The following is a 13,731-nucleotide window of genomic DNA, read 5'->3' as shown; positions in this document are numbered from 1 at the left end:
TGGTCAGATCCCCGACCCCACCGGACCTCGCCTCACTCGTTGGCGGCCCGCGGCCGCTCGCCCTCGGCGTACTGGTCGAACAGCGGCGTGCGCCCGCGCTCACGGCTGCGGCGCGCGGCGGCCCGGCGGGCGGGCGCCTGCTGCGACTCGTTCTCGGACCGGGCCGTACGCCCCGGCTGCTCGGCCTCTTCGGCGGCCTCGGCCGGCTTGGCCCGCTTGGCGTCCTTCGCCGGCTCGGCGACGCTGGACCGCGCCGAGCTCCAGGTGTCCGGGGCGCCCAGGTCGATGCTGCCGGTGGCCCGCGGCGCGACCGGCGCGGTGACGTACGTCGGCAGCGGCACCGGCACGGGCTCCCAGCTGTCGCCGCGCGCCGCACCCCGGTCGCGCTCGCGCTGCTGGTCGACCCACTCGGCGTGATCGGTCTGCTCGACCAGGGCACGCCGGTCGGCCGCGAGCGCGGAGAGTCCGGGCTTCTCGGCCGCCTCGGCCTCGGGCCCCGCAACCGGCTCCTCGGCGACCGGCTCCGCCGCGGCGGGCCTGCGCCCACCGGGCCGCCGCTCCCGCAGCCGCTGCGCCGCCACCTCGGCCCGCCGCCGGTCCATCGTGTACGTGTAGCGGCGCCGCTCCTGGGACCGCAGATGAACGATGTACGTACTGAGCAGCAGGGCCGGGAGCGCGGGCGCCCACAGGAAGGCGAGCCCGCCCACGGCGGCGACGACCGAGCCGACGGTGAACGCGAGGAAGAGCACCACCGTGGTGCGGCGGCGCCGGGCAAGCACCTTGGAACGCCGGGCCCGCGCGGCCGCCGCCTCGGCGTTCTCGGCCCGCTCGGAGCGCACCGGCCGCGCGGGGCGCTCGGCGCGCTGCTCACGCGGGGCCTCGCGCTGCTGCTCCCGCTGCGGTTCACGTTGGGGCTCGCGCTTGAGGTCACGCTGGGGCTCGCGCGATCTCGGCTGTTCGCTCTGCTCCTCGCCGTCCTCGGACATGGCGAAGGCCCGGACGTCGACGGATCCCGTCAGGGCTTCCGTCGCGGCGTCCGGGTCGGCCTTGGGCTCCTCGCCTTCGGTACGCGCCCGTACATCCTTGGCGTACCGACGCTCCATCCCCGCCCGTCCGGAAAGCAGGCGGATGGCGGTGCTGAAGCGTTCCGTCGGACGGGCTTCGTTCAGCTCGTCCTGCCTACGGAGCCACATCGGCACCAAATAGGCGGCCCAGGCCCCGACGATGACTGCATAGATGAGGCCGCTGCTGCTCACGCCTCACACGGTAGAGGGGTTTGCATGAGGCCATCTGCCAATTCAGCCGGTGTGTCGCACGATCTGCCTGATATCTCGAACTTTTTTTGTGACTGATCCGATCAGCAGGCTTCGAGACCAGGACACCCAGAGGCACCGGAGGCATATTCGTGGTCAATCAGCGTTCATTTTCGAACACTTATTTTATTTGGGAACGCTCCTGGTGCCAGCGGTGGAGCAGTCCTTCGGGCACCTCTTCCGCGGTGAGCGCGAACACCAGGTGGTCCCGCCACGCACCGTCGATGTGGAGATAGCGCGGACGCAGCCCCTCGCCACGGAATCCGAGTTTCTCCACGACCCGTCGGCTGGGGGTGTTCTCGGGACGAATGCAGACTTCGATGCGGTGCAGCCCGACGGTGCGGAAGCAGTGGTCCACGACGAGCGCGACCGCGGTCGGCATCACTCCGCGACCGGCCACCGACTCGTCGACCCAATAGCCGACATGGCCCGAGCACATCGAGCCCCAGGTGATCCCGGCGACCGTCAACTGGCCCACCAGGCGCCCCTGGTACTCGATCACGAAGGGCAGCATCCGGCCCGCGTTGGCCTCGGAACGCAGGTGCCGCACCATCTGCCGGTACGTCGGACGGTGCGTGATCGGGCCGCCGGGGCCGGGCGGCGGGATCGTGGCCTCCCAGCGGCGCAGCCAGTCGCGGTTGCGGCGGTTGACCTCACGCCAGGCACGCTGGTCGCGCAGCTTTATCGGGCGGAGGACGATGTCGCCGTCCGCCAGTTCCACAGGCCAGGAAGGGCGGCTGTTCAGCTCGGGCTCCCCGTGGGTCCGGTGCCGGGTGGGGCGTCAGGTCTGGGGTGGTCACCGCCGCGGATCTGGTCGACGGCGTGCACCAGGATCCGTTCCAGTACGGCGAGTCCGTCGCGTACGCCCCCGGTGGAGCCCGGCAGGTTCACGATCAGCGTGCCGCCCGCGATCCCGGCGAGCCCTCGGGAGAGGGCCGCGGTGGGCACCTTGTCCCGGCCGAACGCCCGGATGGACTCGGCGATTCCGGGCACCTCGAAGTCGATCACGCGGCGGGTGGCCTCGGGGGTCCGGTCGGTGGGCGAGAGGCCGGTGCCGCCGGTGGTGAGGATGACGGCGTACCCCGCGTCGACTCCCGCGCGCAGCGCCTGCTCGACCGGGTCGCCGTCGGGCACGACCTGCGGCCCCTCGACCTCGAAGCCGAGGCCGCGCAGCCCTTCGGCCAGGACCGGTCCGCCCTTGTCCGGGTAGACGCCGGCCGAGGCGCGGTTGGACGCGGTGACGACGAGGGCCCTCACGAGCGGCTCCAGTCCCCGGACTTGCCGCCGGTCTTCTGCTCGACGCGGACGTCGGTGATGACGGCGCCCTTGTCGACCGCCTTCACCATGTCGATCACCGTGAGTGCGGCGACGCTGACGGCGGTCAGGGCCTCCATCTCGACGCCCGTGCGGTCCGTCGTCTTCACCGTGGCGAGGATCTCCACCGCGTCGTCGGCGACCGTCAGGTCCAGCTTCACGCCGGACACCGCGAGCGGGTGGCAGAGCGGGATCAGGTCGGGGGTGCGCTTGGCGCCCATGATCCCGGCGATCCGGGCGGTGGCGAGCGCGTCACCCTTGGGGACGCCCTCGCCCCGCAGAAGCTCGATCACGCGCGGCGAGACCAGGACCCGGCCGCTCGCGCGCGCGGTGCGCGCGGTGACGTCCTTCTCCGATACGTCGACCATGCGGGCGGCGCCCGCCGCGTCGATGTGCGTCAGTCGGTCCTGCGTACTCATGTGCTGTGCGCTCCCGGTCGGGGCTCGTGCGGGGCCGTGGTGGGCCTCGTGTGGGCAGACACGGTACCCGCACCGGGCCGGGCTCAGCCGAGGAGGACCACGTCCACCTCGGTGCCGGGGGTGACCTCGGTGGTGTTCTCGGGGACGACGATCAGGGCGTCGGCGTGGGCGAGCGCCGCGATCAGGTGGGAGCCGGCGCCGCCCACGGGGGTGACCGTACCGGCCTCCCCGTCGTACCGCCCGCGCAGGAACTGGCGCTTGCCGGACGGCGAGGACAGCGGCTTCTCGGCGCTCAGACCGGCCCGGAGCGTGGGCCGGCTGACGTCCTTGAGCCCCATCAGGGCGCGGATCGCGGGGCGTACAAAGAGCTCGAAGGAGACGTACGAACTGACCGGGTTGCCGGGCAGGGCGAGGAGCGGGGTGTGGTCGGGGCCGATGGCGCCGAAGCCCTGGGGCTTGCCGGGCTGCATGGCGAGCTTGCGGAACTCGACGCCGCTGCCCGACTCGGCGCCCTCCTCCCAGGTGCCGACCCCCTGGAGGGCCTCCTTCACCACGTCGTACGCCCCGACGCTGACGCCGCCCGTGGTGACCAGGAGGTCCGCGCGGATCAGCTGGTCCTCGATGGTGGACCGGAGGGTCTCCGCGTCGTCGGCGACCGCGCCGACGCGGTAGGCGATGGCTCCGGCGTCCCGCGCGGCGGCGGTCAGCGCGAAGCTGTTGGAGTCGTAGATCCGGCCCTCGGCCAACTCCTCGCCGGGCTGGGTCAGTTCGCTGCCGGTGGAGAGCACGACCACGCGCGGGCGCGGGCGCACCTTGACGCTGCTGCGGCCGATGGAGGCGAGCAGCGCGATCTGCGGCGGGCCGAGGACGGTGCCCGCGTCCAGGGCGCGCTCCCCGGCCTGGACGTCGCTGCCACGTGCGCGCACGTGGGCTCGGTTCCCGGCGGGGCGGTGCACGCGGACCTCGCCGGTGGCGCCCTCGGGCGAGCTGCTGTGCGGGTTCATGGTGCCGACGGGGCCCTCGCCCAGGCCACCGTCGGTCCACTCCACAGGCACGACGGCCTCGGCGCCGGGAGGCAGCGGGGCGCCGGTCATGATGCGTGCCGCCTGGCCGGGGCCGACGGTCAGCTCACCGGCGCTGCCCGCCGCCACGTCGCCGATGACCTCGAGGACGGCGGGGAACTCCTCGGTGGCACCGGCGACATCGGCGGTACGGATCGCGTACCCGTCCATCGAGCTGTTGTCGAAGGGCGGGAGCGAGACGGGCACCGTGACGTCCTCGACCAGGACGCAGCCCTGGGCGTCGAGGAGCTGCAGCTCGATCGGCTCGAGCGGGTGGACCGCGCCGAGAATGTCCTCCAAGTGCTCGTCCACCGACCAGAGGTGGGCCTGGCCGGTGGCGGCCGCCGTCGTGCTGCTGCTCAAGGTGCTACATCTCCTCGGTGACGTAACTACGAAGCCAGGCGCGGAAGTCCGGGCCCAGGTCTTCACGTTCGCACGCGAGTCTGACAATGGCACGCAGATAGTCGCCGCGGTCGCCGGTGTCATAGCGGCGGCCCTTGAAGACGACGCCGTGCACCGGGCCGCCGATCTTCTCGTCCGCGGCCAACTGCTGAAGCGCGTCGGTCAGCTGGATCTCGCCGCCGCGGCCCGGCTCGGTCTTGCGCAGTACGTCGAAGACGGCGGGATCCAGGACGTACCGGCCGATGATCGCGAGGTTGCTGGGGGCGTCGGCCGGCTCCGGCTTCTCGACCAGGCCGGTGACCTTGACCACATCGCCCTCACCGGTGGGGTCCACGGCGGCGCAGCCGTACATGTTGATCTGCGCCGGGTCGACCTCCATGAGCGCGATGACGCTGCCGCCCTCGCGGGCCTGGATGTCGACCATGCGCTGCAGGAGCGGGTCGCGGGCGTCGATCAGGTCGTCGCCGAGGAGGACCGCGAAGGGTTCGTTGCCGACGTGCGGGGCGGCGCACAGGACCGCGTGGCCGAGGCCCCTGGGGTCGCCCTGGCGGACATAGTGCATGGTGGCCAGGTCGCTGGACTCCTGGACCTTGGCGAGGCGGCCCTGGTCGCCCTTGCGGACGAGGACCTCTTCCAGCTCGTAGTTACGGTCGAAGTGGTCCTCGAGGGGGCGCTTGTTGCGGCCCGTGACCATGAGAACGTCGGACAGACCGGCGGCCACGGCCTCCTCGACCACGTACTGGATCGCCGGCTTGTCGACGACCGGCAGCATCTCCTTCGGGGTGGCCTTGGTGGCCGGAAGGAAGCGCGTGCCGAGGCCTGCTGCTGGGATGACAGCCTTGGTGATCGTGGGGTGCGACTCAGTCATGCCCAGCACCATAACTGGTGCGAATGTGCGGAACATGTGCGTCCGGTTAATTGATGCACTTAGCGCTGGTTAAGAGAGGTTTGTGAGCTGGCTGTGTGCGCGGACACGAGCGGCAAGGCTGCCAAGGCGACGTTGCGGGGAGAACTCCTGGAAGCGAGGCGCCGGTTGACAACAGATGACGCGCAGGAGGCGGCCGCGGTTCTCGCCCGCCGGGCACTGGAACTCGAGGAGCTGGCGGGCGCCCACACCGTCGCGGCCTACGTCTCGATCGGCCGCGAACCCGGCACGCGTGTGCTCCTGGACACCCTGCACGCGCGCGGGGTGCGTGTGCTGCTGCCGGTACTCCTGCCGGACAACGACCTCGACTGGGCCGCCTACACGGGCCCTGAGCACCTGCTGCGCGCCGGACGCGGGCTCCTGGAGCCGGACGGGCCCCGGCTCGGCCCGGACGCCGTCCTGGGCGCGGACGCGGTGCTGCTGCCCGGCCTCGCCGTGGACGACCGCGGGCTGCGCCTGGGCCGGGGCGGCGGCAGCTACGACCGGGTGCTGGCCCGGCTCGTCCACGCGCGCGTGGAGCCGCCTCTGGTGGTGCTCCTCTACGACAACGAGGTGGTCGCGCGGGTCCCGGAGGAACCGCACGACCACCCCGTGCACGCGGTGGTGACGCCCAGCGGCGTCCGGCGCTTCACGGCCTGAGCACGCTCTGGCCTGAGCGCTTTCCGGCCCTGGCGCCTTACGGCCTGAGCACCAGGTCGTTCTCGGAGGCCGAGTCGACCGCCTTCTCCGAGTAGGGCCAGTCGAGCAGCTCGCCCTTGACCCACTTCTCGGTCTGGTCGGTGTAGTTGGGGCTGTACGCGTGCCCCGACGCACCGGTCAGGTTGATCCACTTCGACTTGTCGAAGTCGTCGAGGTTGACCACCATCCGCATCGACGGCACCCAGATCACGTCGTAACCGCCCGCCGCGTTCCAGCCGGTGGCGTTGACCGCGGCCTCGCCGCCGCCCAGGTCCCAGGGGCCGCGGTTGAGCAGCCACTGCATGAAACCGGGACCCTCGGTACCGATGGTCTGGTTCTCCAGGGTCAGGCGGTGCAGCCGGCCCCAGCTCCAGGTGTCGATGTCCTTGCCGAGCTTCGCGGTCAGCTCCCAGCGGGCGTCCTCCATGGCACGCGCGAAGAGCTGGTCACGGGTCTTGGTCTCGGAGTCCGTACGCGTGGAGGGCGAGTGCCACCACTCGTTGTCCTCGTCGTCGAGGATGCCGCGCACCACCTCGAACCAGCGGTCGCCGCCGTCCGGCTGGGCCGCGTCCGCGTCCCGCTCGCCGCACTCGCGCACCCGCTCGTCCGGGTCGTCCACCGGGCCGGTCTTGTCGGCCGGCGGCACGCTGATGCAGGAGCCCTTGACCCGCAGCTCCTTGGGCAGCTTGTTGCCGAAGGACAGCTTGAGGACGTTGCGCCAGACCGCGTTGAAGTACGCGGCGGCCGCCGAGTCGGCGTCCTGGGTGTAGTCCCAGCCCTCGAGGAGCTGCTGGGCCTCGCGGACGTACGGGTCCGACACATCGATCTTGAGCAGCTTGGGCGTGAGCATCTTGGCGATCTCACTGCTGTTGTCCAGCTGCATGGTGCGCATGTCCTCGGTCGAGATCTTGCCGCCGTTCTTCAGCTTCGACTCGACGAGGTCGTTGATGCGCTGGCTCCGGGCGCCGTAACCCCAGTCCTCGGTGAGCTTGTACGGGTACTTCTTGGCGTCGATCACGGCCTGGTTGGCGGTGACGATGTACCCGCGCTCGGGGTTGTACTCGTACGGCAGGGCGCTCTGCGGGATGTAGCCGGTCCAGCGGTACGCGGGGTCCCAGCCGGGCGCCGGGAGCGTGCCGTTGTGCCCCTTCGCGCGCGTGGGGATCCTTCCGGGCGCCTGGTAGCCGATGTTGCCCTCGGTGTCGGCGTAGATGAGGTTCTGCGAGGGGACCTCGAAGTCGGCCGCGGCCTTGCGGAAGTCCTTGAAGTCCTTCGCCCTGTTGAGCGCGAAGACGGCGTCCATGGACTTGCCGGGGGACAGCGCGGTCCAGCGCAGCGAGACCGCGTACCCGTCGGCCCGGTCGGGGGCGGAGCTGCCCACCGGGGCTTCCTGGCCGACCTTGCCCAGCTCGTCGTTGCGGTCGGACACCACCGGGCCGTTGTTGGTCCGGCGCACCACGATGTCCTTGTCGGCGCCGCCCGCGACCTTGATGGTCTCCTTGCGGGTCTTGAACGGCTCGACCTTGCCGCCGTACTGGTAACCGGCGCCCTGGATCTTCTCCAGGTACAGGTCGGTGACGTCGGCGCCGAGGTTGGTCATGCCCCAGGCGACGTCCTGGTTGTGGCCGATGATCACGCCCGGCATGCCGGAGAAGGTGTAACCGGACACGTCGTACTGACACTTGTCCGAGACGCTGCGGCAGTGCAGGCCCATCTGGTACCAGATCGACGGCAACTGGGGCGCGAGGTGCGGGTCGTTGGCGAGCAGCGGCTTGCCGGTGGTGGTGTGGTCGCCGGAGACCACCCAGGAGTTGGATCCGATGCCGTTGCCGTTCGGGCCGATCGCGTCGGGCAGCTTGTCGAGGGCGTCGGACAGTCCGGAGAGCTGCGTCGTCACCCCGCCCGACGTGCTCCCGCCGGCCGCGAGCCCGTCACCGGCCCCGGTGCCGGTTCCCGCGCCTATGCCTGTGCCCGTACCTGTCCCGGTTCCCGCGCCCGCGCCCGACTGCCCCTGCACCGCGGTGCCCTTGGGGTCGTACGCCTTGCCGCCGGCGGGCAGCGCGCCCTCTTCGACGATCGGCTTGTGCAGGTCGTACGGGTACTCGGGGTACAGGTCCTGGATCTGCTGCGGGCCGAGGCGGCTGTTCATCAGGGCGCGGTCGATCTCGTCCTGCATGTTGCCGCGCAGGTCCCAGGCCATCGCCTTGAGCCAGGCCACCGAGTCGACCGGCGACCACTTCTCGATCTTGTAGTCGTTGGTGAAGCCGAGCGCCGCGTACTCGACGGAGACGTCCTTGCCGTCCTTGCCTGCCAGGTAGGCGTTGACCCCCTTGGCGTACGCCTGGAGGTACTTCTTGGTCTCCGGGGTCAGTTTGGTGTCGTACTCCTGCTGCGCGACGTGGTGCCAGCCGAGGGTGCGCAGGAATTCATCGGTCTCGACCTGGCTCTTGCCGAACATCTCGGAGAGCCGACCGGAGGTCATGTGACGGCGTACGTCCATCTCCCAGAAGCGGTCCTGCGCCTGCACATAGCCCTGGGCCATGAACAGGTCCTCGTCGGAGGACGCGTACACCTGCGGGACTCCCGCGGCGTCGCGGCGCACGTCGACCGGTCCTGCGAGACCGTCGAGCTTCGTCGAGCCCTTGGTCTGCGGCAGCGAGGCACGCACCGTACTGACGCTCCAGTACGCGCCGAAGGCCACGCCCGCGACGACGGCCAGGACCAGAGCGATCACGACGAGGCGGGCACGTCGCCCCTTCTTCTTACCGGTCTTCTGGCCGGAAGAGGCGCTTTCATTGGCGGGCATCGCTGTCCTTGCTGTCCTTCGAGCGGCGTGGGCGGCCGGGCGGGCTCTGCGGTCCTTGAAGTGCTGGGAGCAACCATAGGACGAGGGCATGACGGCAATTGACGCGGTGTGGATATCTCTGGAACCGGGGTGTGGATAACTCAGGCTCCCGCGGCGCCCTCTGGTATAGCGGCCACCGTCTGGTATAGCGGCCATCGTCAAGGAAGCGTAAACGATTAGGTAAGGTAACGAAGTACCTCTCGCCCGCGCCGAGTCCGCGCTTCCGGAAGGAACGGCCACTGACTGTCCATCAGCTCAACGAGCTCCTCCTCGTCTGCTCCGTCGTCCTGCTCATCGCGGTCGCAGCCGTGCGCATCTCCTCGCGCAGCGGCCTGCCGAGCCTGCTCCTGTACCTGGGGATCGGGGTAGCGATAGGCCAGGACGGATTCGGCAACGTCGTGTTCGACAACGCCGAGTTGACCCAGGTCATCGGGTACGCCGCACTTGTCGTGATCCTGGCCGAAGGTGGCCTGGGCACCAAGTGGAAGGAGATCAAACCCGCGTTGCCGGCGGCAGTCGTCCTGTCGCTGCTCGGTGTCGCGGTGAGCGTGGGCATCACGGCGGCCGGGGCGCACTACCTCGTCGGCCTCGAGTGGCGGCAGGCGCTCATCATCGGCGCAGTCGTCTCCTCCACCGACGCCGCCGCGGTCTTCTCCGTGCTGCGCAAGGTGCCGCTGCCCTCGCGCGTGACGGGCGTGCTCGAAGCGGAATCCGGCTTCAACGACGCCCCCGTGGTGATCCTCGTGGTCGCCTTCTCCACTGCGGGACCGATCGACGACTGGTACGTGCTGGTCGGCAAGATCGCCCTGGAGCTCGCCATCGGCGCCGCCATCGGCCTCGCGGTGGGCTGGCTCGGCTCGTTCGGGATGCGGCACGTCGCGCTGCCCGCCTCCGGTCTCTACCCGATCGCCGTGATGGCCATCGCCGTGACCGCGTACGCGGCCGGCGCCCTCGCCCACGGCAGTGGATTCCTCGCCGTCTACCTGGCCTCCATGGTGCTCGGCAACGCCAAGCTGCCGCACTGGCCCGCCACCCGCGGGTTCGCGGACGGGCTCGGCTGGATCGCGCAGATCGGCATGTTCGTCCTGCTCGGACTGCTCGTCACGCCGCACAACCTGCTCGACGACATCTGGCCCGCCATCCTGATCGGCCTGATCCTGACCGTCGTCGCGCGTCCCGTCGAAGTGTTCGTCAGCCTGCTGCCGTTCCGGATGCCCTGGCAGGAGAAGGCCCTGATGTCCTGGGCCGGCCTGCGCGGAGCGGTGCCCATCATCCTGGCGACCATCCCCATGGTGACGGGCGTCGCGGGCAGTGAGCGGATCTTCAACATCGTCTTCGTCCTGGTGGTCGTCTACACCCTCATCCAGGGCCCCACGCTGCCCTGGCTCGCCAAGGCGCTCGGCCTCGGCAGGGCCGACGAGGCGGCCGACCTGGGCGTGGAATCCGCCCCTCTGGAGCGGCTGCGCGGGCACCTTCTCTCGGTGGCGATTCCCGAGAAGTCCAAGATGCACGGCGTCGAGGTGGGCGAGCTGAGGCTGCCCGCGGGCGCCGCCGTCACCCTGGTCGTACGCGACGAGAAGTCCTTCGTGCCGTCGCCGACCACGGTGCTGCGCCACGGCGACGAGCTGCTCGTCGTCGCGACCGATCCGGTACGGGACGCGGCCGAGCAGCGGCTGCGCTCGGTCGGACAGGGGGGCAAGCTGGCCGGCTGGCTCGGCACCGGCGGCAGATCGGCCTCCTGAACGCGCCGCCGCGGGGCAACTCCCTGGGTGCCGTGATGGCGTCCCGCTAATCACAGGTAGTGAGCTGCGCAACCTTCCTATTCGGAGGCGTAAGCGGCCGTTTCCCCGTACAATCAAGGCACAACGAATCGAACCACCTCTGTCTGATGCAGAGCTGGCGCGACCGCACGGCGGCCGCGGTCCCTCGCAGTGGGCCGGGTATCACCGACGTTCTTCTGCGCAAGAGGACAGCTCTCGGCGACGTCACACGGGCACGCCACCAGGCAGCAGAAAGGCAAGGACCGTGGAATCCGCGGTCAACCCGACCACCCGACCTGGGTACGGGCAGCTCCTGCGCACACCCCGCGCACTCTCTTTCGTCCTGCCCGGCTTCGCCGCCCGCCAGCCCTTCGCGATGCTCACCATGTCCATCGTCCTGCTGGTTCAGCACACCACCGGATCGTTCGGCAGCGCCGGCGCCGTCGCCGCGGTCGCGGGCGTCGCCATGGCGCTGTTCGCGCCCCAGAACGGCAAGCTCGCCGACCGCTTCGGCCAGGCCGCCGTGCTGATCCCCGGCGTCCTCGTGAACGCCGTCTCGGTGATCGCACTCGCCGCTCTCGCGCTCGCCGACGCACCCTTGTGGGCCCTTTTCGTCGCCGCGGTGCCCGTCGGCGCCTCGGTGCCGCAGGTCGGGCCGATGGTGCGGGCCCGCTGGGCCGCCGTCCTCGACCACCCGGAGCGGCGCGCGCTCACGCCCACGGCCGCCGCCTTCGAGTCCGTCACCGACGAGCTCACCTTCGTCGTCGGCCCGGTCCTCGCGACCGCGCTGTGCACCTGGGTGCACCCGGGCGCCGGCCTCGCCACCCAGGCCGTACTGACGCTGGCGGGCGGCCTCCTGTTCGCCGCTCAGCGCGACACCCAGCCCGTGCCGCACGGGGCACTCGCCGGGCACGCGCGCGTGGAGCACGTTTCGGCGTTCTCCATTCCCGGTGCGCGGGTGCTCGCCGTCGCGTTCCTCGGCATCGGCTCGGTCTTCGGCGGCATGCAGGTCTCCCTCACCGCCTTCGCCGCGGAGGCCGGTCAGCCCGGCGTCAACGGCCTCCTCTACGGCATCTTCGCCGCCGGCAACATGCTCGCCGGTGTCGCCTGCGGTGCCATCGCCTGGAAGGTCGGCCCGCGCCGCCGCCTGATCCTCGGCTACACCGCTCTGGCGATCACCGCCTCCCTGCTGTGGACGGTGCACTCCGTGGCCCTGTTCGCGGTGCTCGGCCTGCTCGTCGGCATGTCCATCGCACCCGCCCTGATCACCGGCTTCACGCTGGTCGAGGCGCTGGTTCCGACGTCGGCGCGGACCGAGGCGTTCACCCTGCTCACGGGTGCGGTGGCGCTCGGCCAGGCCGCCGCTGTGACGCTCTCCGGACGCCTTGCCGACGCCCATGGCGCCAGTGCCGGATTCCTGGTCCCGATGGGCGGCACGGTGCTCGCCCTGGTGACCATCGTGGCGCTGCGCTCCCGGCTCGTACCGACCCTCAAAAGTCGCACCGTCGCGCGTGGCGTCGGTCACCGCTCGCCGGTGACAGTGGACTGATCCCGAGGAATACGTCACTATGGACCGTCGTTAGCACTCATCGAGTGAGAGTGCCAGGAGGAAGCAAGTGCCGACCTATCAGTACCAGTGCACCGAGTGCGGCGAGGGCCTCGAGGCGGTGCAGAAGTTCACCGACGACGCCCTGACCGAGTGCCCCACCTGCAGCGGACGCCTCAAGAAGGTGTTCTCGGCGGTCGGCATCGTCTTCAAGGGTTCCGGCTTCTACCGCAATGACAGCCGCAACTCGTCGTCGAGCAGCACGCCCGCTTCGTCGGCGTCGAAGCCCGCAGCGTCGACCTCGACGTCGTCCGCCGGGTCTTCGACCTCGTCCTCGTCTTCGTCGAGCTCCTCGAGCAGCTCCACGGCCGGGTCGTCGTCCTCCTCGTCCTCTTCCTCCGGAAGCAGCAGCTCCGCGGCCTGACGCTCCGCGCGCACCACACTTCTCGAAGGCCCCGCTGTCGTACGGCAGCGGGGCCTTCGGCGTGCGCCGCGGACGATCCACAGGGCCCCCGGGACGCGGTGCCGCTCCACTACGCTGCTGCGCATGGCTAACGGACATGACGGTGCCGCAGCGGCCACCGCGGACATAGGTGTGATCGGCGGCTCGGGCTTCTACTCGTTCCTCGACGACGTCACCGAGATCCAGGTGAGCACCCCTTACGGCGACCCGAGCGACTCCCTGTTCCTCGGCGAGATCGCCGGCCGGAAGGTGGCCTTCCTGCCCCGCCACGGCCGCGGCCACCACCTGCCACCGCACCGCATCAACTACCGCGCCAATCTCTGGGCGTTGCGCTCCGTCGGCGTGCGCCAGGTGCTCGGGCCGTGCGCGGTGGGTGGGCTGCGCGCCGAGTACGGGCCGGGGACGCTGCTGGTGCCCGATCAGCTCGTCGACCGTACTAAGAGCCGCGCGCAGACGTACTTCGACGGCGTGCCGTTGCCCGACGGCAGCGTGCCGAACGTGGTGCACACGACGTTCGCCGACCCCTACTGCCCCGAGGGTCGCAGGACCGCGCTGAAGGCGGCGCGGGCACGGGACTGGGCGGCCGTCGACGGCGGCACCATGGTGGTCGTGGAGGGGCCGCGCTTCTCCACCCGTGCCGAGTCGCGGTGGCACGCGGCCGCGGGCTGGTCCGTGGTCGGCATGACCGGCCACCCCGAGGCGGTGCTCGCCCGCGAACTGCGGCTCTGCTACACGTCGTTGTCGCTGGTGACCGACCTGGACGCGGGAGCCGAGGCCGGTGAGGGTGTCTCGCACGCCGAGGTTCTGAAGGTCTTCGGCGAGAACGTCGCACGGTTGCGGGACGTGCTGTTCGACGCGGTGGCCGCGCTGCCCGCGACCGCCGAGCGGGACTGCTTGTGCACACGGGCGCACGAGGGGTGGGACTTGGGGATCGAGCTGCCCTGAGGTCTCGCTATGGCTTCGCTGAGGCTGGGTTGCGGGGTTGCGGGGTTGCGAGTTGTGGGG

At 70.6% G+C, this 13,731-nt stretch carries 12 protein-coding genes; 5 read left to right on the top strand and 7 right to left on the bottom strand.

Translation table 11 applies throughout. The features are described 5' to 3' along the window. Positions 1–32 precede the first annotated feature (32 nt). The 6 genes from sepX to galU all read right to left on the bottom strand — a co-directional run bounded on the left by sepX (position 33) and on the right by galU (position 5,377). Entirely contained in the window at positions 33–1,256 is a 1,224-nt protein-coding gene (sepX, locus tag GUY60_RS09055; RefSeq protein ID WP_161695694.1) for a divisome protein SepX/GlpR, read from the bottom strand. 178 nt (positions 1,257–1,434) lie between these two features. Next, complete coding sequence (locus GUY60_RS09050; RefSeq protein WP_161695692.1) at positions 1,435–2,034, bottom strand: GNAT family N-acetyltransferase; 600 nt, start codon at positions 2,032–2,034, stop codon at positions 1,435–1,437. 20 nt (positions 2,035–2,054) lie between these two features. After that, the gene (locus tag GUY60_RS09045) at positions 2,055–2,582 is read right to left on the bottom strand and encodes a MogA/MoaB family molybdenum cofactor biosynthesis protein (protein WP_161695727.1); all 528 of its coding nucleotides are present in this window, start codon (positions 2,580–2,582) and stop codon (positions 2,055–2,057) included. Next, positions 2,567–3,046 (bottom strand): cyclic pyranopterin monophosphate synthase MoaC, encoded by a 480-nt coding sequence (gene moaC, locus GUY60_RS09040; protein ID WP_161695691.1) that lies wholly within the window; start codon positions 3,044–3,046, stop codon positions 2,567–2,569. The genes GUY60_RS09045 and moaC overlap by 16 nt, the downstream gene beginning before the upstream one ends. Positions 3,047–3,129: 83 nt before the next feature. Then, positions 3,130–4,470, bottom strand: a complete 1,341-nt coding sequence (gene glp / locus GUY60_RS09035) for a molybdotransferase-like divisome protein Glp (RefSeq protein WP_246234550.1) — start codon at positions 4,468–4,470, stop codon at positions 3,130–3,132. 4 nt (positions 4,471–4,474) lie between these two features. Further along, positions 4,475–5,377, bottom strand: coding sequence for a UTP--glucose-1-phosphate uridylyltransferase GalU (galU, locus tag GUY60_RS09030; RefSeq protein ID WP_161695687.1), 903 nt, complete (start codon positions 5,375–5,377; stop codon positions 4,475–4,477). A gap of 93 nt (positions 5,378–5,470) precedes the next feature. Between galU and GUY60_RS09025 the strand changes: the two genes are divergently transcribed. Then, on the top strand, positions 5,471–6,073 hold the full coding sequence (locus GUY60_RS09025) for a 5-formyltetrahydrofolate cyclo-ligase (RefSeq protein ID WP_161695685.1): 603 nt from the start codon (positions 5,471–5,473) through the stop codon (positions 6,071–6,073). Positions 6,074–6,110: 37 nt separating this feature from the next. On the opposite strand, the gene GUY60_RS09020 is transcribed toward GUY60_RS09025, so the two are convergent. Beyond that, positions 6,111–8,918, bottom strand: a complete 2,808-nt coding sequence (locus GUY60_RS09020) for a penicillin acylase family protein (protein ID WP_161695683.1) — start codon at positions 8,916–8,918, stop codon at positions 6,111–6,113. 278 nt (positions 8,919–9,196) lie between these two features. On the opposite strand from GUY60_RS09020, the gene GUY60_RS09015 reads away from it, so the two are divergent. The 4 genes from GUY60_RS09015 (at position 9,197) to GUY60_RS09000 (ending at position 13,671) form a co-directional block, all read left to right on the top strand. Beyond that, on the top strand, positions 9,197–10,699 hold the full coding sequence (locus tag GUY60_RS09015; protein WP_161695725.1) for a potassium/proton antiporter: 1,503 nt from the start codon (positions 9,197–9,199) through the stop codon (positions 10,697–10,699). 283 nt (positions 10,700–10,982) lie between these two features. Next, positions 10,983–12,266: an MFS transporter gene (locus tag GUY60_RS09010; RefSeq protein WP_312866230.1), complete on the top strand. Its 1,284-nt coding sequence runs from the start codon at positions 10,983–10,985 to the stop codon at positions 12,264–12,266. A gap of 67 nt (positions 12,267–12,333) precedes the next feature. Continuing rightward, positions 12,334–12,687 (top strand): FmdB family zinc ribbon protein, encoded by a 354-nt coding sequence (locus tag GUY60_RS09005; RefSeq protein WP_161695681.1) that lies wholly within the window; start codon positions 12,334–12,336, stop codon positions 12,685–12,687. A gap of 123 nt (positions 12,688–12,810) precedes the next feature. Next, complete coding sequence (locus GUY60_RS09000) at positions 12,811–13,671, top strand: S-methyl-5'-thioadenosine phosphorylase (protein WP_161695679.1); 861 nt, start codon at positions 12,811–12,813, stop codon at positions 13,669–13,671. The last annotated feature ends 60 nt before the right edge of the window (positions 13,672–13,731 follow it).

The organism is Streptomyces boluensis (assembly GCF_009908195.1).
GTDB classification, from domain to species: Bacteria; Actinomycetota; Actinomycetes; order Streptomycetales; family Streptomycetaceae; genus Streptomyces; species Streptomyces boluensis.
Note: the sequence above shows the minus strand (reverse complement) of the source record. Positions and strands in the feature narration are given on the sequence as shown.